Genomic DNA, 21305 nt, shown 5'->3' with positions numbered 1-21305 from the left:
CCGCTGTCCCCCGATTAGCTGGCTGATCGCCACGGCGATCGACACCGGCGTGCCGGGAATCCTTCCAGCGGCACCATGCCCGGACCCGAACCGATATCTTGACCGACATGAGCACGCCAGAATCCGCGTTGCCGGTCACGCGGCCCGGTCGCCGCCTGAGCTATCCGATGTTCGCGCTGATCGTGATCGTCTACCTGGCGATCATCCAGCTCGGCGGTCTGCTGATGGCGGCCCTCACCGACTCCGACGACTTCCTGTCCACGCGCGCGGTGTTCTTCGGCATGATCATCCCGCTGGGTGTGGCCTTGGCCTTCACCTACGGCGTGATCACCTACCTGGGCTGGTTGCGGCCGGTCCTGCACGACGACCGGCCCACCCGGTCCTGGGTCCGGATCGTGCCGATCGTTTTCGTCGTCGCGATCGTCTTCGGTATCAACTACAGCGCGTTGGCCGACAAGGGCCTGCTCTATGTGCTGGTGCTGTTGATCGCCACCCAGTTCGTGGGCTGGGGTGAGGAGGGCATGTTCCGCGGCATCGGTGTGCTGGTGTTGCGGGATCATGGGCTGACCGAGGGCCGGGTCGCGTTGTGGTCGAGCATCGTGTTCGGCGCTGTGCACTTGACCAACGGAATAACGCACGGCGTCAGCGCGCTGCCGCAGGCCGTCGTCGTCAGCCTGGCCGGCTACTTCTTCTACCTGACCCGCCGGGTCAGCCGCGGCAACACGGTCAACTCCGTCCTGCATGGGCTGTTCGACTTCACCCTGCTCACCGGCACCGTCATCCTGGCCGATCAGGCCATCTACCCGGGCACCCTGCTGCCGATCCTGGTCTACCCGGTGCTGGCGATCGTGCTGCTCGTCAAGCGGCACAGCATCGAGCCCGCGACCGCTCCCGCTGCCTGACCCTCTCGCCGCAGACCGAGCGACCGCTGTGTCCCGGTGGACCGCCGGTGGCTCGGCATGGACACGCGCACCATCGTGCCCGCGCCGAGCGTGTTCGCCCTGGCCTTTGTGCAAGGGGTACTGCTGCCGCCGGGCCGGACGCGCCCGCGACCACCGTGTCCTCGAAGCGATCTTCGACCTGGCCGACGCGCTGGCCGCGGAGCGCGGCGCCGAGACGCCGCGGGTCGAGTTCGCCCGCTCGGAGGTCACCCGTCTGCGCGCTGGTCGCCCGGCCACCGAGGCGCAGTTCCCGGTCGAGGTGACCGGGCGGGACGAGTCGCTCTGTCGCGCATCGCCTCCCGGCCACCGCATCCGTCGCCTGGATTGCGGGGGCCGGATCCGTGGGGCATGTTTGCGGGGAATCGCGCCGGGGGATCCGAACTGCAACCGGCCGAAGCCAATCGACCAGGAGCGTCTTATGCCCGGAGCAGTCCCCCGCACCACCCTCACTCACGTCACCCTGGGACTGGGCTGGGATCCTGCGCGCTCGGGCAAGTTCCGGCGGCGCGCCAAGGACATCGACCTGAACGCGGCCGCGTTGGCGTTCAGCGGAACCGACTTCGTCGACATCGCCTATCACGAACAGCTGACCTCGCGCGACGGCGCCATCCGGCACCTCGGCGACAGTGTCGACGGCGTCGGTGACGGTGACGACGAACTCATCGTCACCGACCTGACCCGGCTGAACCCCGCCGTCACCACCGTCGTCTTCCTCATCACCTGCTATACCGGTCAGCCCTTCGACCGGATCGAGAACGGCTTCTGCCGACTCCTCGACAGCGTCACCGGCACCGAGATCGCCCGCATCGACCTGGCCTCCGCGCACTCCCACACCGGCCTCGTCCTGGGCGTCCTCCGCCGGATCGACCACGAATGGACCTTCACCTACATCGCCGAACCGCTCACTGCCCAGCACGTCGCCGACGCGGTCCCCCACCTCACGGCCTACCTGCGCTGAACCGCGCGGCAGCCCTCGCGAGAAAACCTGTTGGCGGACCATGGCGGCCGCTGCTACCTTTCCGGAGACCGTGTGAGACAACGAGGAGGTGGTACCTGTGAACGCAGTATCGATACGGGTGCTCCCCTTCGGGGTCACGGTCGGGCGATAGGTCGTCCGGGAGCGCCGCACGAGCACTCCCGAAAGGCACGACCATGCACGTCACCTCCGCACGCCGCCTCGACGACGGCGTCCTCGAACGACACTTCACCCTCGACGAGATCCCCGGCATCCTGTGGACACCCGCATCCGTATCCGCACCGGCACCGTTGATCCTGGTCGGCCACCCGGGCGGACTGCCCGGGATGTACCCCCGATTGGCGGCCCGTGCCCAGCACGCCGCGGCGGCGGGCTTCGCCTCGGCCACCATCGAACTCCCCGGCGGCGGTGAACGTCCCCGCTGCGCTGTCACCGAGCAAGCACGCGTCGACCTGCGCAGGGCACTGGATGCCGGTGAGCCGGTCGATGACGACATCGTCGACCGGCTCGTCCTCCCGCTGGTCGACAAGGCGGTCCCGGAATGGCGGACCGCCCTGGACGCTCTCCTCGCGCTGCCCGAACTCGGCGGCCCGGTCGGCTATTCGGGCGGGGTGATCTCCCTCGGCATCCGGCTGGCGCTCGTCGAGCCCCGCATCGCCGCCGCGCTGCTGTTCGCCGGTAGTTTCGTGCCCCGCACCATGTTCGAGGAAGCCCGACAGCTCACCATTCCGCTGCAGGTCCTGCTGCAATGGGACGACGAGGGCAACGACCGGCAGCAGGCCCTCGACCTGTTCGACGCGTTCGGGTCCGAACAGAAGACGCTGCACGCGAACATGGGTGGGCACACCGGAGTACCGCGATTCGAGGCAGACGCCGGGAATCATTTCTTCGCCCGTCACCTGACGTGAGCTGGTCGTAGTCCGACCGGGCTCGTCAGCCGTTCAGGGCCGAGAGGTGGTGATCCCACGCCGCGGAACGACGGCGGGCGACGACGAACGCGGTGCCGTAGGTCATGGCCCAGGCGACGAGCCCGGCGGTCACCAGGATCACCACCGCGGCACCGATACCGTTCACCACGGCCGCGTCGGTGGTCCTGGGTTCGCGGACCGGGACACCGGCGTCGTTCAGCCATACCGGAATCACCTGGCCCTCGGTGGTTTTGCGGGAGACGGTCACCGTCGCGACGACCGGCCCGGAGGTGCCGGGCCAGCTCACCCGTGCCTGATAGAGGTGGCCCGAGGTCCGTTCTGGACGGTCCAGTACCAGCCCCTGCACGACGTCGACGCCGGCACGTTCGGCCTGGATGTCGGCGACGTCATCGGAATAGGTGATGGTCCCGACCGCGCCGGCTACCGGCACAGCCGCCAGCAGCAGCCCGACCGCGCACACTCGGGCCACCGCCAGCAGCCGGTCGGGCCAGCGCATGAGCGGGTTGGTGTTCCACGGCCGGCATCGCCACAGCCGCGCCGTGCGCGTCGCCACGGCGTCGATATGAAACGTGGTCGCGGTCATGGTGATCACTCTCCTCGGTGCACCGGCTGGGGGCGTTTCGTCAGGCGGGGCGGAACGCATGGTCAGCCCCCGATGTCGCGGCGGCGGAATCCGGCGACGCCGATCGTCGCGATCACCGCGGCGGCGGCCAGGGTGGCGGCCAGGGCACGCGGATCGACCGCGTCGAGCGGCACCAACGGGCTGTGGCGCAACGGCGACGCCGCACCGAACCAGTCGGGCAGGTCGAACGCGTCGGCGAAGATCGTCGCCACCACGACGTAGCCGAAGTAGACCCAGGCCACCGTCGTGGCCACCCCCGGCCACCAACCGACGGCGGCGGCCCCGACCGCCACCATCACCCAGACGGCGGGCACGTACGCGGCGGCGGCGAGCGCCATCCGCGGCGCTTGGGCCAGATCGTGCACGGTCACCCCGTAAGCCAGGCCTTCGCCGAACCCTCCGGCGATCAGCACCAGCGCGCTGCCGGTCATCGCCACCACCAGATAGCCGAGCAGCCATCGCGCCCGGCCGACGGGTTGGGCCAGGATCACCGAAGTCCGGCCCGCCGATTCCTCGGCCCTGGCCCGCAGTACCGCGGCGGTCCCGTAGGCCGCGGTCGGCAGCGCCAGGATCGACAGAGTCAGTGCCAGATAGGAATTCACCGCGTCCTGCGCGTTCCCGGCCAGGTACGCCGCGATCTCGGGATTGTCGCGAAGGTATTGCTCGATGCTGTCGGCGAAGGAGCCGTAGGCGACGCCGAGCACGAAAACCCCGACGCACCAAGCCAGCACGGAGGCTCGTTGCAGCCGCCAGATGAGTCCGAGGGGTGAGGCGAGCAGCCGCGACGCCGTGGCCCGCCCGGCGCGGTACCGCAGCAGGCCTGCCCCGAAGTCTCGGTGTTCGGCGAGCACGAACGCCACCGCGATCAGCGACGCCGCCGCTGCCACGTACAGCACGATCGGCCACCACCGATCGTCGACATAGGGAAAGGTCCGCTGCCCCCACCCGATGGGCGACAGCCACGACACGTACTCGGGTCCGACATCGCCGACAGCGCGCAGGATGTAAGCCAGCGCGACGAGCGCGGTGACCGAACCGTAGACCGTGCGCGGATTCTCGAACACCTGCGCGGCGACCGCCGTCACGGCGGCGAAGGTGAACCCGACGCCGCCGATCGCGACGCCGAGCAGGATCGACCCCCCGACCGGAAGGCCGGTGACCGCCGCCGCGCCGCCGGCGACGACCGCGACGACGACATCGGCGATCAGCGCGGTGCCCAGCGCGGCGGCCAGCGGCGCGCGCCGTCCGACGCGGGCGGACCTGATCAGCTCCGCGCGCCCGGATTCCTCGTCGGACCGGGTATTGCGGCCGATCAGGAACATGTTCATCAGCGCGGCGACGATCGCGAGATAGGCGAAGATCTCGAAGACGATCTCGCCGCCGATCGTATCGAGCAGCCTGGTGGGTCCGCCCATCGCGACCGCCGCGGCATTGGCACTCATGGTGGCACGCAGCTGGGCCAGCTTCGCGGGCGAGTCGTAGAAACCCTGGCTGCTGACCGACTGCACCGCCATCAGGGTGCCGATGCCGAGCAGCCACCACGGCACGGTCCAGCGTTCGCGGCGGATCGCGAAGCGCACCAGCGTCGCGGCACCCGCTACGCCGGTGTCGGTCGGAGTGTCGGTCCCGGTGGTCATGATCCCACCGCCACCGACACCGGCCCGCTCGCATAGTGACGCAGGAAGATGTCTTCCAAGGTCGGTCTGGTACTGGTCATCTCGACCACACCCAGGCCCGACATCGCACGCAGTACCTCGTCGAAGCGGTCGGTCTCGATGTCGAACCTGGCCCGACGACCTTCGATGGTCAGATTGTGTACGCCGGGTACCGCGGCGAGCCCGTCGGCCGGGCGCGCGGTTTCGACACTGATCGTGGTTGCGCGCAACTGTCGCAGTTCGGCGAGCGTGCCGCTGTCCACCGCGCGGCCGTGCCGGATGATGCTCACCCGGTCACACAGGGCCTCCACTTCGGCGAGGATATGGCTCGACAACAGCACGGTGCGGCCGTCGTCGACGAGCTCACGCACACACCGCTGGAATTCGACCTCCTTGAGCGGATCGAGGCCGACGGTCGGCTCGTCGAACAGGAACAGTTCGGCGTCGGAGGCCAGCGCGGCGACCAGCGCCACCTTTTGCCGGTTGCCCTTGGAGTAGGCGCGACCCTTCACCGTCGGGTCGAGATCGAACCGCTCCAGCAGCTCGGCGCGGCGACGCCGGTCGATGCCGCCGCGCAGCGTGCCGAGCAGATCGATCGTCTCGCCCCCGGTCAGGCCAGGCCAGAGGGTGACCTCGCCCGGAACATAGGCCAGCCTGGCGTGCACCGCGACCGCATCCGACCACGGGTCCGCGCCCAGCAGGCGCACCGTGCCCGCGTCGGCGCGCAACAGCCCGAGCAGGACGCGGATCGCCGTGGTCTTGCCCGCGCCGTTGGGGCCGAGGAAGCCATGGACTTCGCCCGTCCGCACGGTCAGGTCCAGCTGGTCCAGCGCGATGGTGCGGCCGAAACGTTTCGTCAGGCCCGCGACGACGATGGCGGAGACGTTATCACTGGTCATAGCTCAATCGTCGATCGTGGCGGATGTGGAATGCAGAGCCGAAAGTCCCGGCGCGACCAGCGATGGTCACCTGCGCGGCTGCGGTGTCTTTGGTCCCCGAGGTGCGGGTATCTCGGCTCTGCTCCACCCGCCACGGCTCGAGCGACGCTGAGACCATGACTTCGAACCCTTCCCACCGCATCGCCGTTCTGTACGCCACCGCGCAGGGCTCGACCCGCGACATCGCCGAGTTCATCGCCGACGACCTGCTCGCCCGTGGCGCCCACACCGAACTCCACGACATCGCACACGCACCCGAGCTGACCGGTTTCGACACCGTCGTCCTCGGCAGCGCGATCCACGACATGGATCTGCTGCCCGAAGCCTCGGCGTATATCCGCCACAACCTGAACACACTGACGGACAAGGATGTCTGGCTGTTCAGTGTGGGCTTGGGCCCCGCGCTGCGCGGGCCGATCGGTCGCAGGATCGGGCGCCGGATCCCCCGCAAGATCGCCGACATCGTCCACGCCGTGCGCCCCCGCAACTACACCGCCTTCGCCGGGAAGTACGAACGTGCCGGCGTCTCGTGGCAGGCCCGCGCCATGTACCGGCTCCTCGGGGGCGCCCGCTATGGCGATCTGCGCGACTGGCAGGCCGTGCGCGCCTGGTCGAGCAGGATCGCGCGCGTGCTCGACCTGCCACGGGCGCCCGCCAGCACCATCCATCCCTGACCGACGGGTTCCCACGCCGGAAGGACATCATGAACTGGCCGCTCACCCTGGTGCTCGGCGCGGAGATCGTCGTGCTGGCCGCTGTCGTCGCCGCCTATGTCGCGGCGCGCAGGAACGATCGGTAGCTGCTGCGCTTCCCGCGCCGCAGACGATTTCCGTCGCCACCACCTTCACCATCGACGTGCGCCTCGAGGTCGCGCGCCTGCGGCCGAAAGGCAAGTCCCGAGCGCGAATTCGCTCTGGGCGCCGACGTGACGAGCCGGCTGCCGTTCGACAGTCCGCTGTTGGCAGGTTGCCTGCTCGCTCTCGTCGTCGGTCTGCCGATGGCGGCCACGGCGGCCGCGACCCTGCGGACGGACCGGTATGCCGCCGACCTCGCGTTCGCCGCCGGTGTGCTCTTGGTCGGCTGGGTCACGATCCAGCCGTTGATCATCGGACGGTTCCACTGGCTACAGCCGATTTTCGGCGTCCTCGGGATCTCTGTCTGCGTGCTGGCACTCCGTTTCCGGCACCGTCCGGTCTGAGAATTCCCCGAATAGGGAAATCAAAGGAATTCAGATCTCCAGGAAGCTGTCGACCGGACGCCGGGGCGTCCGTGGCGGTGGTTCGCACCTGGCGGCACCGATCCGGATCAGGACCTGGGGGTGCCGGTGGGCCACGAGGTCGGCGACGGCGGCGCGGGCCGCCGGGATCTCGACGACGTGGGAGACGGTGCAGGTGGACAGGCCGTGGACCGTACACTCGAGCAGCACCGCCGAGAGCGCGCTACCGCCGTCGAGCAGGTCGGCCGCCGCATCACCATCGGTGGACAGCACCGCGACCATCGCTTCGTCGTCTGCCTCGCCCGCGCCTTCGGCACTGCCCGAAGGGAACTCACGACCGACCGGAACGCGAGGGCGATCGGAGATCGACGGCAGCGTGGTCGCGGGCACACCGGTACCGTCCGTGTCCGGACCCGCGGTCCACCAGGTGAGTTCGGCCTGGTACTTCGGATCGTAGTGGCGCAGTCGTGCGGCTACCGCCGAGATATGTTGCAGTGCAACGGATTCAGTCGGATCAAGGAAGCTCACCGTGGTGCCGGTGCGAGCGCAGAGGAACTCCAGGATCTCGCGCGTCACCGGCCAGTCCGGGGGCGGATCCATCGGCATCCGGTCGCTGTAGCGCACGTCGATCGCCTCGCCGAGCAACCGTTGCGACTCGGTGGGCTCGCTCTGCCGCCTCGGCCGCAGCGAGGCGACATGCGCGCGCACGGACGGCTCGGGGAACCGGTCCACGGCGGTCTCCCAGCCCGCGGCGGACCAGGCGGTCTCGGCGTGGTGCAGCATCACCCCGCAGCCGAGCACTCCTTCCCGGTTGAACATGTCGGTGGCGGGCAGGAGCCGCTGCGGGTCCATCGACAGTGCCGCGGTGGCGCCGTCCCAGCGCCACCGCCACGGCTGCGCGTTGTGCAGCGAGGGTGCCCGCGAAGCACGCCCGAGAACCGCACGGACGGTGCCGAGATCGGGACCGACTGCCCCGCTCATGGAAGTCCCTCGTTCTCGGTGATCAGCAGTTCCTCGAGGGTCCGACGCGGCGTCGGCGGCGGGGCGTCGGCGCTCGTCGGCGCCCAGCCGACCCGCACGATCGCCTGCGGATAGGCGGAATCGTGCAGCAGCCGCTCCCGCAGCCGCGCGCGTTCGTGCGCGATCTCGAGTGGTTCGGTGAGCAGGCAGGTCGCGAGGCCGATCCCGGTCGCGGTCAGCAGCACGCTGCTGATCGCCTCGCCGGCGCGGAGTCGCGAGGCGCGATCGTCGGCCGAGGTGCCGACCACCAGGAGTTCGGCATGGTCGGGGCGACTCGCCGGGTCGAGGAATTCCGGCGCCGCGAACTCCCGGGGCGGGAAGTCGTCGTCCGGTCGCGGCGCAGGCGTGTTGCGTGCGGGTACGCCGTCGGCGCTGCCATGCCTGCCCGACCACATCGCGAGCTCGAACCGGTAGGTTTCGTCGTCGGCGTGTACCCGGCTCGCGGTCCGGGCCGCGGCCTTGACCCGTTCCCGGTCGTCGATCCGGCGCACCACCGCGCCGAGCACGGCGGCGCGCTCGGTGAGCAGGCCGAGATAGCCCGGTGGTACGGGCCAGGAGGTGTAGTGGCGACGGTCGGTACGTCGCTGGGTGATGGCAGCGCTGAGCGAGACATCGAGCGCGGTTGGCCGATGCGGTACCAGGGTCAGCGCGGCCAGATGGTCCGGTTCGGCCGGGTCGGGGATGCGGTGGATCACCGGCGCCCAGCCCATCGCCGTCAACGCCACCGTGAGGTGATGCAGGGCCGCTCCACAGCTGAGCACGATGTCGCGATGATCGGGGTCGGTGGCGGGTAGCGCGCGTCGCGTGTCGAGGTAGAGGTGGATGCTGCGGTCGGCGATGCGCCAGCGCCACGGCTGCACGTTGTGCACGGACGGCGCGCGGCCGGCGAGGGTGAGTGCCGCCTTGACGGTGGTGTCGTCGGGCAGTCCGTGTCTCATGATGTCCGTCCTTCGTCGCAGTGGGTTGTGTTCACCGTCCCAGCAGCCCGGCGGCCGGGATAAGGGCCCGACGTCCCCATTCGGAAGGACTTCGGGTATCCGTCGGCGTACCCCCGCGCCCTTCCCCCGCCGGTCCGCGCTCGGCAGGATGAAGTTCGTGGACAGTGAACGGCTTCTCCCGGCTCCGCCCGTGTGGAGGGCATGGTGGTGATGCGCCTGGCGAACCTCCCGGTCGCGGCGGGCCGCACCGCGAACGGCTTCGGCGCGGTGCTGTTCGACATGGACGGCGTCGTCACCGACACCGCGGCCGTCCATGCCATCGCGTGGAAACAGCTCTTCGACGAGGTCCTGCCCCGGCTGGCAGACCCCACCGTGACCCCATTCGACAGCGACGAGGACTACCGGCGTTTCGTCGACGGCCGTGACCGCGCCGATGGCGTCCGGACCTTCCTGGCCGCCCGGGGCATCACCCTCGACGAGGGTTGTCCCGACGACACACCGGATCGGCTGACTGTGGCGGGGATCAGCGCTCGCAAACAACAGCTGTTCACCGCCGAACTCGCCGCATCCGGAGTGCGCGTATTCCCCGACGCCGCCGCGCTGCTGCGCCGACTGCGCGCCGCCCGGGTGCCGACCGCACTGGTGACCGCCAGCGCCAACAGCGCCGCGGTGCTGACCGCGGCTGGGCTGACCGAGGCGTTCACGGCCCGTGTCGACGGAAACGACGCCCGCCGCTACGGATTGCCGGGCAAACCCGATCCGGCGATGTTCCTCGAGGCAGCCCGCAGGCTGCGAATCGAGCCGATCGATGCCGTCGTCCTCGAAGACGCCACGTCGGGGGTGCAGGCGGCCGTCGAGGGCAGGTTCGGACTCGTCGTCGGTGTCGATCGCACCGGTTCCGGCGCCCGCCTCGCGGCCGTGGGCGCCGACAACATCGTCACCGACCTGTCGGACCTGGCGCTGACATCCGCCGAGGAGGACCCGATCCCCGCGGCGGCTCGGTGGTGCGGTGGCGCTGTCACCGCGAGTTCGGGTGGCTGGAATCTGATCTACGACGATGTCGATCCGGCCCAGGAGGGCACGCGGGAAGCACTGTGCGCCACCGGCAACGGGTACTGGGCCAGCCGCGCCGCCGCCCCGGGCACCGTGCCCGACGGCATCCACTACCCCGGCACCTACCTGGCCGGCATCTACGACCGGTGCGTCTCGTCCGTCGGCGAGCGCGTCGTCGAGACCGAACACCTGGTGAACGCCCCCGACTGGACGTCGGTCGTGGTCCGGCACACCGACGGGACGGTCCTCCGGCCCGGCGCCCCCGAGATGGTCGGCCATCACCAGGATCTGAATCTACGCGCGGGCGTGCTCACCTGCCTCGACCGATACGAGGACGCCGCGGGCAGGCAGACGACGGTGACGACCCGGCGGTTCCATTCGATGGCCGATCCTCATGTCGCCGTTCTGGAAATGTCCGTGCTCGCCCACAACTGGGACGGCGAGATCATCGTCGAGTCCGTGATCGAGGGCCGGGTGCGCAACCGCAATGTCGCCGCGGACCGGGCACTGACCGCCGAGCACCTCGATCCGGGCACCCACCACCGGGTCGACGACGACACCGTGCTGTACGAGACCACCACCCGCCAGTCCGGGCTCACGATCGCCACCGCGGTGCGTACGCGCGTCGACGGCGCGCTCGCCGACCGCGCGTTCCTCGACGAACGCTCGCGGCCGGGTGTGGTCGCCACGATCCGGATCGGTCGTCGAACCCCGGTCCACATCGAGAAGGTCGCCGTGGTCAGCACCTCGCGCGACCGCGGCATCTCCACCGCCGCGCTCGCCGCCGCCGATCGCATCGGGATACTCGCCGACGCCGCCGGCCTGCGCGACGCCCATGTCGCGGCGTGGGCGCGGTTGTGGGATCGGTTCGCGATCCGGCTGGGCGATCGCCACGAGCACAACCTGGCGCTGAACCTGCACGTATTCCATGTCCTGCAGGCGGTGCACGTGACCGGCACCGACCTCGACATCGGTGTACCAGCGCGTGGCCTGCACGGTGAGGGCTACCGCGGGCACGTCTTCTGGGACGAGTTGTTCGTCTACCCGATGCTCACGCTGCGACAGCCCGAGCTGACCAGGGCGCTGCTGCACTACCGCTACGAGCGCCTGCCCCGGGCCAGGGCCGCTGCCCGCGCGGCCGGGCTCGACGGCGCGCTGTTCCCCTGGCAGAGCGGCAGCGACGGCCGGGAGGAGGCTCCGGCGGAGCTGTTCAATGTGCGAAACGGTCAGTGGATGCCGGACCATTCGTCTCGGCAGCGCCACGTGGGCCTGGCCGTGGCCTACAGCATCTGGCAGTACTACCAGGCCACCGGCGACGAACGGTTCCTCGTCGACGTGGGCGCCGAGATCGTGGTCGAGGTGGCTCGCTCCTTCGCCACGATGGCCGCCTACGACGCGGCCGACGACCGATACGACATCGAGGGCGTGATGGGACCCGACGAATACCACGACGGCGGACCGGAGTCACCCGGATGCGGGTTGCGCAACAACGCCTACACCAACGTGCTCGCCGCCTGGACGCTGGCGCGCGCCCGCGATGTGGTCCGGCTGCTCGACGGCCGCGACTGCGCGCCGCTGTGGGAACGGCTGCGGCTGCGCGCCGACGAACCGATCCGCTGGGACCGGGTCAGCAGGCGGTTGCGCGTGCCGTTCCATCGTGACGGCATCATCAGCCAGTTCGAGGGGTACGAGGATCTGGCCGAATTCGATTGGGAGGCCTACCGTGCGCGCTACGGGAACATCGAGCGGCTCGATCTGATCCTGCACGCCGAGGGCGACACGACCAATCGCTACAAGCTGTCCAAACAGGCCGATGTGTTGATGCTGTTCTACCTCTTCTCCGCCGAGGAGCTGCGTCACATCCTCGAACGGCTCGGCTATTCGCTACCGCCACAGATCATCCCCCGCACCGTCGAGTACTACCTGGCCCGCACCAGTCACGGGTCGACGCTGAGCCGCCTCGCCCATGCCTGGGTGCTGGCCCGCACCGATCGCAAGGCGTCGTGGTCGCTGTTCACCCGGGCCCTCGATGCCGATCTGGCCGACACCCAGGGCGGGACGACCAGAGAGGGCGTTCATATCGGAGCCATGGCGGGCACGGCCGACATGGTGCTGCGCTGCTATTGCGGTATCGAGACACGGCACGATCTGCTCCGGCTGCACCCGGTTCTGCCCGCCGAGTTGCGGGAGGCCGAGTTCACCATCTCCTATCGCGGGCAGCCGGTCATCGTGAACGTGACCCACGCCCGGGTGCGACTCGATCTGCCACCGAGCACCGCCGATCCGATCCGGGTCAGTGTCGAGGGCATCGAACGCGTCCTCGACGCGGGCGGGTGCTGGGAGGTCCCGCTCACGTCGAGCACCGGTACCGTCGCGATCAGCGCGCGCTGAAGTCGTCGCCGGCGGCACGCGGCAGTCATCCATCTCCTGGCCCGGTTCGGCCTTCATGGTCGCGCATGTCGATATCGGCGAGGATGCCGAATCCCTGGGCGGGATGGTGCCATTCCGTCCCCTCCGTGAGGCACTTCGGCCGTATCCGGGCCTGCGCTGACTCGAAAGACTGGATCAGGTAGCCATCGGAGCAGCGGAAAGGGGCCGCCATGGAGACGACGGTCGAGCACCGGGGACTCACCGACGCCGAAGCCGTCCTGCGCCACCGCCGCGACGGGGCCAACACCTTGCCCGAACCGCCCCCACCGAATCGGATCGCGCAGTTCGCCGCGCAGTTGTCCCACTTCTTCGCCGCGATGTTGTGGATCGCCGCCGCGCTGGCGCTCGTCGCCGGAATGCCCGCGCTCGCCCTGGCCATCGCCTGCGTCGTGATCCTCAACGGCGTGTTCGCGTTCGTGCAGGAGTTCCGCGCCGACCGGGCGGCGCAGCGCCTGCGCGACCTGCTGCCGGTCCGGGCCCGGGTCCGGCGCGACGGACGTGTCGTCACCGTCGAGTCGAGCATGCTCGTGGTCGGCGACCTGCTCGTACTCGAAGCCGGCGATCGGGTCTGCGCCGACGCGACGATGCGCGACGCGCGACACCTCGCCGTCGACGAGTCGATGCTCACCGGCGAGGCGGAACCGGTGCCGCGTGGCGCGAACGAGCCGGTCCTGGCAGGCACCTACGTCGTCGCCGGACAGGGCGAGGCCGAGGTGAGCGCCATCGCAGCGGACACCCGCCTGGCCACCCTGGCCGCCGTCACCGCCGGTGCGACCAGACCGCCCAGCCCGCTGACCCGCCAGCTGCACCGCGTCGTGCGACTGGTCGCGCTGATCGCGCTGCTGGTCGGCGTGACGTCCTTCGGCGCCTTCGCCGTGCTCGGCCGCGACCTCACCGAGAGCCTGCTGTTCTCGATCGGCGTCACCGTCGCCCTCGTCCCCGAAGGACTGCTGCCCACCGTCACCCTGTCGCTCGCTCGCGCCGGACAGCGCATGGCCGCCGAGAACGCCCTGGTCCGCAGGCTCGAAGCGGTCGAGACGCTCGGCGCGACCACCTTCATCTGCACGGACAAGACCGGCACCCTGACCCGCAACGAGATGCAGGTCGTCGAGGTGTGGACCCCGGACGGACAAGTCGACGTCGACGGCACCGGCTACGGTCCCGCCGCGACTCTGCGCGGCGGCGAGGGCGCGCTCGCGGCCACGCGCGCGGTCGCCGACTCCGCCGCCCGCTGTTCACCGGACGCGCGCGCCCAGCTGGTGCACGACAAGTGGGTGCCGATCGGTGACCCGATGGAAGTGGCCGTGCACGTCCTCGCCGCGCGCACCGGCGCCACGGCCCCACCGGCACCCCGGCACCGTACCCCGTTCGACACCCACACCCGTCTCGCGTCGGTGGTCGACGCCGACGGCGAACACATCACCGGCGCACCGGAAGCCGTTGTCGCGCTCTGCGATTCCGCACCGGCGGACGCGACGGAGCGGGTCGTCGACATGACCGCGCGTGGACTTCGCGTCATCGCCGTGGCCAGGGCCCGCGAGCCGGGCACCGCCCCGCGTCTGCTCGGCGTCATCGGACTCGAGGATCCGCCCCGACCCGATGTCGCCGCGGCGATCGCGGCCTGTCGCGGCGCGGGCATCGAGGTCGCCATGGTGACCGGTGACCACCCCGGAACGGCCACGGCCATCGCCGACCAGGTCGGCCTGTTCGGTCCGGACCGTGTCGTCGTCTCGGGCGCCGACCTCCCCGCCGACGACGCGGAACTGGCGACCCTGCTCGAACGCGGCGGGGTCGTGATCGCGCGGGTCGCGCCCGAACAGAAGCTGCGGATCGCGGCCGCGCTGCAACAGCGCGGGCATGTCGTCGCGATGACCGGCGACGGCGTGAACGACGGCCCGGCTCTGCGCACGGCCGATATCGGCATCGCCATGGGGGCCTCCGGCACCGATGTCGCGCGGGAGGCCGCCGATCTGGTCCTGCTCGACGACCACTTCGGCACCATCGTCGCCGCGATCCGGCTCGGCCGCGCGACCTTCGCCAACATCCGCAGGTTCCTGACCTACCACCTCACCGACAATGTCGCCGAGCTCGCGCCGTTCGCGCTCTGGGCAGCCAGCGGCGGCACCATCCCGCTGGGCTTCACGGTCTTGCAGGTGCTCGCGCTCGACATCGGCACCGACATGCTGCCCGCCCTCGCGCTCGGCGCCGAACCACCGAATCCCCGGACCATGGCGGGACGGCCCGCGGTCGGCACCCTCATCGATCGAACACTGCTGCGCCGGGTCTTCGGCGTGCTCGGCGCCACCGAGGCGACCGTCGGCATGATCACGTTCCTGACCGTGCTCGCCGTCGCAGGCTGGCGGCCCGGCGAGCAGGTGGATGCAAGGGTGCTGGCCTCGGCGTCGGGGGCGCTGTTCGTCGCGATCGTGTTCGGACAACTGTCGAACGCGTTCGCCTGCCGCAGCGAGTCACGGTGGGTGGGAGCGGTGGGCTGGCGCGGGAATCCGTTGCTGCTGGCCACGGTCGGGGTCGAGATCGGTTTGCTCGTCGTGTTCCTGTGGGTGCCGCCGCTGCCCCGCCTGCTCGGGGGCGCGCCGCCGAGCGCCTTGGGCTGGGGGCTGGCGGCCTGCGCGATACCCGCGTTGCTGGCGTCCGACACCGCGCACAAGGCGTGGCGCGGTCGTCGGCACCGGCGCCGGGTCGGTCGGCGCCCCTGACCGTCCGGGGTGGCGCTACCGCACGAGCCGCAACGTCACCTCGTTGTGTCGGTGCGAGCTACGTGTCCGACGTCGTTGTCGACCACGTGGAGGTCGTGCTCATGTCTCCATCATCGGCCCGGCTCCCACTCGTCGGCAGATCCGAACGACACGGTCGACGTGGCCATGGTGCCTCGTTCGGGAGGACTCCGTGGCCCGCGACAACGACATTCGCGCCGACGCCGAGGCGCCACCGGCGGGGACCATCGGGGACCAATGCCAGCGCTCGGCCGGGACCTTCGGCCGTATCGACCGGACCCGGCCACCGGCGACGCTGGAGACACACCGACGACCACCCGGAAAACGAGGGAATCGATATGGGCGAATTCGTCACCGAGTTCAACGACCTGCGGCTGACCGACGCCGATCGTGCCGGCGGCAAGGGCGCCAACCTCGGCGAACTCGTCGCGGCCGGGTCGCCTGTCCCGTCCGGCTTCGTCATCCTGGCCGCGTCCTACGAACACGTCCTCACCGAGGGGGCCGCGGGCGCCGAACTCGATCGACTGCACAGCCGGGCCGTGGCCGCGAGCACCGATCCCGCCGCGGTGGGCGCCCTCTGCGACCGGATGGCGGCGCTGGTCCGGTCCGCGGAGCTCGACGATGTGGTGCGCGCGCCGGTGCTGGCGGCCTACCGCGCCCTCGGCGACGACGTGGCCGTGGCGGTGCGCTCCTCGGCGATCGGCGAGGACAGCGCGAGCGCCTCCTTCGCCGGGATGAACGTCACGCGCACCAACATCCGTGGCGACACAGCGCTGCTACACGCCGTCGTCGACTGCTGGGCCTCGCTGTTCACCCCTCGGGTGGTGACCTACCGGGCGCGGCGCGGCATGCGCGGGCGACCGGTGATGGCTGTCGTGGTGCAGACGATGGTGGCCGCCGAATGCTCCGGTGTCGCGTTCACCGCCGACCCGACGACCGGGCGCCGCGACCGGGTGGTCGTCGAAGCGGCCCGCGGCCAAGGCGAAGTCGTGGTGTCCGGCGAGGCCGAGCCCGACACCTACCTGTTCGACGCCGCGGGCCCCACCCTGCTGCACACCCGGGTCGGCCGGCAGCGATGGGCTGTCGTGGCCGGACCCGACGGCGACCGGCGGGTCGCGGTCACCGACGACGAGGCCGCCACCCCGGTGCTCACCGAGGACCGGGCACGCGCGGTCGCCGAACTGGCCCTGGCGGTCCAGGCCCATCACCACGGCATCCCACAGGACATCGAGTGGGCATTCGACCACGCCGGCCTGTGGATCGTGCAGGCCCGGCCCATCACCACACCGACCGGATCCGATGCCGCCGGGCCGGGCCACAACGTACTCATCCGCGGGGTCGGCGCCGCGCCCGGCACCGCCACCGGCCGCACCCGGGTACTGGCCGGTCCCGACGAAGGCGCCCAGCTGCGCGACGGTGAGGTGCTGGTCGCGCCGATGACCAACCCGGATTGGCTGCCGACGCTGAGCCGCGCCGCCGCGGTGGTCACCGACAGCGGCGGCATGACCTGTCATGCCGCGATCGTGGCCCGTGAACTGGGCATTCCGTGCATCGTTGGCGCACGCACCGCCACGACCGCCCTCGCCGACGCCACCCTGGTCACCGTCGACGGATCGACCGGCGAGGTCACCGCAGGCCGCAGCGTCGCCGATCGGATCACCGTCGCGGCCGCACCGCCGCCGTCGGCGGCCGCACCCACCGCCACCAAGATCTATGTCAACCTCGCGACCCCGGAGCGCGCTGCCCAGGTCGCCGCGGGCGACGTCGACGGTGTCGGGCTGCTCCGCGCCGAGACCCTGCTGACCGCCGCCCTGGACGGCCGCCACCCCCGCGAGGTCATCGCCGCCGGTGAGCAGCGGCTCTTCCTCGATCGCATGAGTGAATCGCTGCACCGCATCGCCGAACCATTCGGGACGCGACCGGTCGTCTACCGCACCACCGACTTCCGGACCAACGAGTTCCGCGCACTGCGCGGCGGCGAGCAGTACGAGCCCGTCGAGCACAATCCGATGATCGGCTACCGCGGCTGCTACCGCTATATCCGCGAACCCGACCTGTTCGCCGCCGAGCTGGCCGCCCTGGCCGCGGCCCGCGAACGTCACCCCAATCTGCACGTGATGGTCCCGTTCGTGCGCACCCGCTGGGAGCTCGAGGCCTGCCTCGAACTGATCGACGCGAGCCCGCTGGGCCGCCAACGCGGGCTGCACCGGTGGGTGATGGCCGAAGTGCCGTCGGTGGCCTACTGGCTGCCCGAATACGTGGGTCTGGGAGTCGACGGCGTCTCGATCGGCAGCAACGACCTCACCCAGCTCATGCTCGGTGTCGACCGCGACTCCGAACAGTGCGCGGAACTGTTCGACGAATCCGATCCCGCCGTACTGGACGCGATCTCCCGGATCATCGGTACCGCGCGCCGGCTCGGCATCACCTCCTCGCTGTGCGGACAGGCGCCGTCGAATCGTCCCGCCTTCGCCGAACACCTCGTCCGGATGGGCATCACGTCGGTCTCGGTGACGCCGGACGCCGTCACCGCCACCCGCAACGCCGTCGCCGCCGCCGAACGGCGAGTGCTGCTCGATCACGCGCTCACCGCAGCCAGCACGGAAACACAGTGACCTCCAACAACTTCCGCCCATCCGCAACGAAAGGTTCGATCATGTCCGATCTTCATGGCCGCAGCGTCGTCGTCACCGGCGCCGCCCGCGGCATCGGCGCGGCCGTCGCGCGCACCCTCGCCAAGTCCGGCGCCGGGATCGTCGTCGCCGACCTGCTCGAGCACGACGGCAAAGCCGTCGCCGAATCCCTGGGCTCCCAGGCGATCTTCCGGCATCTCGACGTCACCGACGAGGACGAGTGGCGGCGGGTGCTCGACGACGCCGAGGCGACGTTCGGACCGCTCGCGGTCCTGGTGAACAACGCGGGCATCGTCGACTTCGGCGGCGTCGAAGCCGAATCGCCCACCCAGTTCCGCCATGTGCTCGACGTCGATCTCGTCGGCTCCTGGCTGGGTATGCATCTGGCCGCGCCCCGGCTGCGGGCCGCGGGCGACGGCGTCATCGTCAACGTCTCCTCGACCGCGGGCTTGATCGGCTACTCGGGCATCTCCGGCTACGTCGCCGCCAAGTGGGGCCTGCGCGGCCTGACCAAAGCGGCCGCGATCGAGCTCGGCGGTGCCGGAATCCGCGTCTGTTCGGTGCATCCGGGACCGATCCACACCGCGATGACCGCCGGCATGGATCCGGGTATCGCCGCGGCGCAGCCGCTGCCACGCTTCGGCGAACCGGAAGAGGTCGCCGCCATGGTCGGCTTCATCGTCACCGACGCGACTTTCTCCACCGGTTCGGAGTTCGTGCTCGACGGCGGCGCCACCGCGGGCGCGGCGCTGCTCACCCCCTCCTGAGGAGACCCGATGCTCACCTCGGCTTCGGCACCGGCACAGGTGCACGAAACGCATACCGGAGTCGTCCTGCTCTACGGCGACCGCGCGTACAAGGTCAAGAAGTCGCTGCGCACCGACTTCCTCGACTTCAGCACCCCGGCCCTGCGCGAACGCGCGTGCGCGCGCGAACTCGAACTCAACCGCAGGCTGGCGCCGGACGTCTACGTCGGGGTCGCCCACCTCAGCGATCCGGCGGGCGGTCCGGCCGAGCCGGTGCTGATCATGCGCCGGATGCCCGAGTCGCGCCGGTTGTCCGAACTGCTCACCGACAGTCAGGGCCTGACCCCGGCGGCCTCGGCTGCCCTGGTCCGTTTGCTGGTGCGATTCCACGACGCGGCCGCACGCGGCCCCGAGATCGACCACGAAGGCACCGTCACCGCCGTGCGCGCCCGGTGGCGGTCCCTGCTCGACCCGCTGCGTGCCGCGCCCGCCGACCTCGTCGACCCCGACCTGTGTGCCCGCGTCGACCGAGCCGCGATGCGCTTCCTCGACGGCCGGGCCGCCCTGTTCGACAGCCGGATCGCCGACGGCTACCTCGTCGACGGTCACGGCGATCTACTGGCCGAGGACATCTTCGAACTCCCGGACGGGTTCCGGGTCCTCGACTGCCTCGATTTCGACGACCGTCTGCGCTATGTCGACCGGCTCGACGACATCGCGTTCCTGGCGATGGACTTCGAGTTCCTCGGTCACGGCGCGCTCGGTGACCGGCTCGTCGCGGACTACCAGCGGATGAGCGGGGACACCGCGCCCACGTCACTGCGCGACCACTACATCGCCTACCGGGCGACCGTGCGCGCGAAAGTGGATGCCCTGCGCGCCGACCAGGGCGACCCGGCCGCGGGCGAGCGACTGCGCGCCCACCTGCGCATCGCCGCGGACCGTCTGACCCGCGGCGCGGTGCGGCTCACCCTGGTCGGCGGTCTTCCGGGAACCGGGAAGTCCACTGTGGCCGCCGAACTCGCCGCCGAGACCGGCGCGGTCGTGCTCGCCAGCGACCACATCCGCAAAGAACTGGCCCGAGTCGACGCAGTGCCGGGGCACCTCGGGCAGTTCGGCGCGGGCCGCTACTCCGACGCCAACCGGGCCCGCGTCTACGACGAACTCCTGTGGCGGGCCAGAGTGCTGCTCGCCGGCGGCGTCTCGGTGATCCTCGACGCCAGCTGGACCTCCGCCGAGGATCGACAGCGCGCCACGGCCACCGCCGCCGAGGCCTGCGCCGATCTCGTTCTCCTGCACTGTGTCTGCCCGACCGACCTCGCGCATCGCCGCATCGAGGGCCGCCACGGCCACGAATCCGACGCGACGACCGCGATCGCCGACGCGATGGCCGTGACCGCGGCGCCATGGCCCGACGCGGTCACCGTCGACACCAGCACAGCGCTCGCCGACTCCGTCGCCACCGCCCTGCACGCCTGGCGCACCCGCACCCCGCCCGTTCCCGTCACGACCTCGTCCTGAACCGGTGTCCCTCGGAAAGGCCCGACGATGACCGACCACCCCGACAATCCCCACCGATCCGTCGGCGCCGAGGTCGTCGTCGGCGCCGACGGATCGACCGGCTCGGCAATCGCGGTGCGCTGGGCGGCCCGCGTCGCCGTCGCCCGCAACCGCAGGCTGCGGATCGTGCACAGCATCGACCCCGTCACCACGGCCACACCTCGGGGCCTCTACGACGCGTTCGTCGCCTTCACGATGCAGGACATCCGGCTCCGCGCCGAACGGGTCCTCGCCGGTGCACTCGACGACGCTCTGGTCGTCGCACCAGAGCTGGCGGTCAGCACCGAACTCACCGACGGCAACGCCGCGCGGGCCCTCGTGGAACGGTCCGCACAGGCACATCTGGTGGTGCTCGGCGCGACCGCCTCGACGGGCTCGATGGCCCATCTCGGCTCCACTCTGCTCGCGGTGACCTCCCACGCCCGCGGCTGCGTCGTGGTGGTGCGCGGGTCCGACCCGGACACCCGGACCGGACCGGTCGTCGTCGGTGTCGACGGCAGCGCCGTCGGCGAGCCCGCCATCGCCGCCGCGTTCGCCGAAGCCGCCGAACGCGGCAGCGACCTGGTCGCCGTCCATGCCTGGAGCGATCTGTCCCGCGGCGGATTCGCGGGCTCGAGCTATCTCGAGCTGCCGATCCCCGACTTCGACACCGCCGAAGAGGCGCTGTTGGCCGAACGGCTGGCCGGCTGGACCGAGCAATACCCCGAGGTCGTCGTCCGCCGTGAGATCGAGCTCTACGATCCGCGCGAACGGCTGGCGCGGTGGTCGCGGACCGCGAGCCTGATCGTCGTCGGCAGTCGCGGCCGCGGTGGGTTCCGCGGCCTGCTCCTCGGCTCGACCAGCAACTGGCTGGTGCAGCACGCCGACTGCCCCGTGCTGGTCGTGCACCCCGACTGAGCCGGCGACGAAGGCA

The 21305-nt window shown here is 70.6% G+C and carries 16 protein-coding genes; 11 read left to right on the top strand and 5 right to left on the bottom strand.

From position 1 onward, the window contains the following. The first annotated feature begins 107 nt into the window (after positions 1–107). The 3 genes from ACIO52_RS18680 to ACIO52_RS18670 all read left to right on the top strand — a co-directional run bounded on the left by ACIO52_RS18680 (position 108) and on the right by ACIO52_RS18670 (position 2825). Complete coding sequence (locus ACIO52_RS18680) at positions 108–902, top strand: type II CAAX prenyl endopeptidase Rce1 family protein (RefSeq protein ID WP_316574774.1); 795 nt, start codon at positions 108–110, stop codon at positions 900–902. A gap of 457 nt (positions 903–1359) precedes the next feature. Next, positions 1360–1899: a TerD family protein gene (locus ACIO52_RS18675; protein WP_316574772.1), complete on the top strand. Its 540-nt coding sequence runs from the start codon at positions 1360–1362 to the stop codon at positions 1897–1899. A 194-nt stretch (positions 1900–2093) separates the two neighbouring features. Beyond that, positions 2094–2825 carry an alpha/beta hydrolase gene (locus ACIO52_RS18670; RefSeq protein ID WP_316574771.1) on the top strand — a complete coding sequence of 244 codons (732 nt, stop codon included), beginning with the start codon at positions 2094–2096 and terminating at the stop codon, positions 2823–2825. Between the two features lie 25 nt (positions 2826–2850). On the opposite strand, the gene ACIO52_RS18665 is transcribed toward ACIO52_RS18670, so the two are convergent. From ACIO52_RS18665 to ACIO52_RS18655, 3 genes are all read right to left on the bottom strand, one after another. Next, positions 2851–3429 carry a hypothetical protein gene (locus ACIO52_RS18665; protein ID WP_402645282.1) on the bottom strand — a complete coding sequence of 193 codons (579 nt, stop codon included), beginning with the start codon at positions 3427–3429 and terminating at the stop codon, positions 2851–2853. A gap of 62 nt (positions 3430–3491) precedes the next feature. Further along, positions 3492–5105 carry an ABC transporter permease gene (locus ACIO52_RS18660; RefSeq protein ID WP_218720125.1) on the bottom strand — a complete coding sequence of 538 codons (1614 nt, stop codon included), beginning with the start codon at positions 5103–5105 and terminating at the stop codon, positions 3492–3494. Further along, positions 5102–6022, bottom strand: coding sequence for an ABC transporter ATP-binding protein (locus ACIO52_RS18655; RefSeq protein WP_218720124.1), 921 nt, complete (start codon positions 6020–6022; stop codon positions 5102–5104). The genes ACIO52_RS18660 and ACIO52_RS18655 overlap by 4 nt, the downstream gene beginning before the upstream one ends. Before the next feature lie 155 nt (positions 6023–6177). Between ACIO52_RS18655 and ACIO52_RS18650 the strand changes: the two genes are divergently transcribed. Both ACIO52_RS18650 and ACIO52_RS18645 read left to right on the top strand, forming a co-directional pair. Further along, positions 6178–6735 carry a flavodoxin domain-containing protein gene (locus ACIO52_RS18650; RefSeq protein ID WP_218720123.1) on the top strand — a complete coding sequence of 186 codons (558 nt, stop codon included), beginning with the start codon at positions 6178–6180 and terminating at the stop codon, positions 6733–6735. A gap of 251 nt (positions 6736–6986) precedes the next feature. After that, entirely contained in the window at positions 6987–7259 is a 273-nt protein-coding gene (locus tag ACIO52_RS18645) for a hypothetical protein (RefSeq protein ID WP_218720122.1), read from the top strand. 30 nt (positions 7260–7289) lie between these two features. Here ACIO52_RS18645 and ACIO52_RS18640 read toward each other — a convergent pair whose 3' ends face one another. Together ACIO52_RS18640 and ACIO52_RS18635 are read right to left on the bottom strand one after the other, a co-directional pair. Next, positions 7290–8258, bottom strand: a complete 969-nt coding sequence (locus tag ACIO52_RS18640) for an Acg family FMN-binding oxidoreductase (protein WP_218720121.1) — start codon at positions 8256–8258, stop codon at positions 7290–7292. Beyond that, entirely contained in the window at positions 8255–9235 is a 981-nt protein-coding gene (locus ACIO52_RS18635; RefSeq protein ID WP_316574770.1) for an Acg family FMN-binding oxidoreductase, read from the bottom strand. The genes ACIO52_RS18640 and ACIO52_RS18635 overlap by 4 nt, the downstream gene beginning before the upstream one ends. A gap of 210 nt (positions 9236–9445) precedes the next feature. Between ACIO52_RS18635 and ACIO52_RS18630 the strand changes: the two genes are divergently transcribed. The 6 genes from ACIO52_RS18630 to ACIO52_RS18605 all read left to right on the top strand — a co-directional run bounded on the left by ACIO52_RS18630 (position 9446) and on the right by ACIO52_RS18605 (position 21289). Then, the gene (locus tag ACIO52_RS18630) at positions 9446–12679 is read left to right on the top strand and encodes a beta-phosphoglucomutase family hydrolase (protein ID WP_316575381.1); all 3234 of its coding nucleotides are present in this window, start codon (positions 9446–9448) and stop codon (positions 12677–12679) included. A gap of 209 nt (positions 12680–12888) precedes the next feature. Then, the gene (locus ACIO52_RS18625) at positions 12889–15435 is read left to right on the top strand and encodes a cation-translocating P-type ATPase (RefSeq protein ID WP_402645276.1); all 2547 of its coding nucleotides are present in this window, start codon (positions 12889–12891) and stop codon (positions 15433–15435) included. Positions 15436–15791: 356 nt separating this feature from the next. Then, a complete protein-coding gene (gene ppsA / locus ACIO52_RS18620; RefSeq protein ID WP_402645273.1) occupies positions 15792–18068 on the top strand; it encodes a phosphoenolpyruvate synthase in 2277 nt (758 codons plus the stop codon). 41 nt (positions 18069–18109) lie between these two features. Beyond that, complete coding sequence (locus tag ACIO52_RS18615) at positions 18110–18853, top strand: SDR family NAD(P)-dependent oxidoreductase (RefSeq protein ID WP_402645270.1); 744 nt, start codon at positions 18110–18112, stop codon at positions 18851–18853. Positions 18854–18862: 9 nt separating this feature from the next. Further along, on the top strand, positions 18863–20353 hold the full coding sequence (locus ACIO52_RS18610) for an AAA family ATPase (RefSeq protein ID WP_402645267.1): 1491 nt from the start codon (positions 18863–18865) through the stop codon (positions 20351–20353). Positions 20354–20380: 27 nt separating this feature from the next. Further along, complete coding sequence (locus tag ACIO52_RS18605) at positions 20381–21289, top strand: universal stress protein (RefSeq protein ID WP_402645264.1); 909 nt, start codon at positions 20381–20383, stop codon at positions 21287–21289. Positions 21290–21305 lie beyond the last annotated feature (16 nt).

This window comes from Nocardia sp. NPDC087230, assembly GCF_044744725.1.
In the GTDB taxonomy this organism is placed as follows: domain Bacteria; phylum Actinomycetota; class Actinomycetes; order Mycobacteriales; family Mycobacteriaceae; genus Nocardia; species Nocardia canadensis.
The sequence above is the reverse complement of the archived record's forward strand: the minus strand, read 5'-3'. Positions and strand labels throughout refer to the sequence as shown.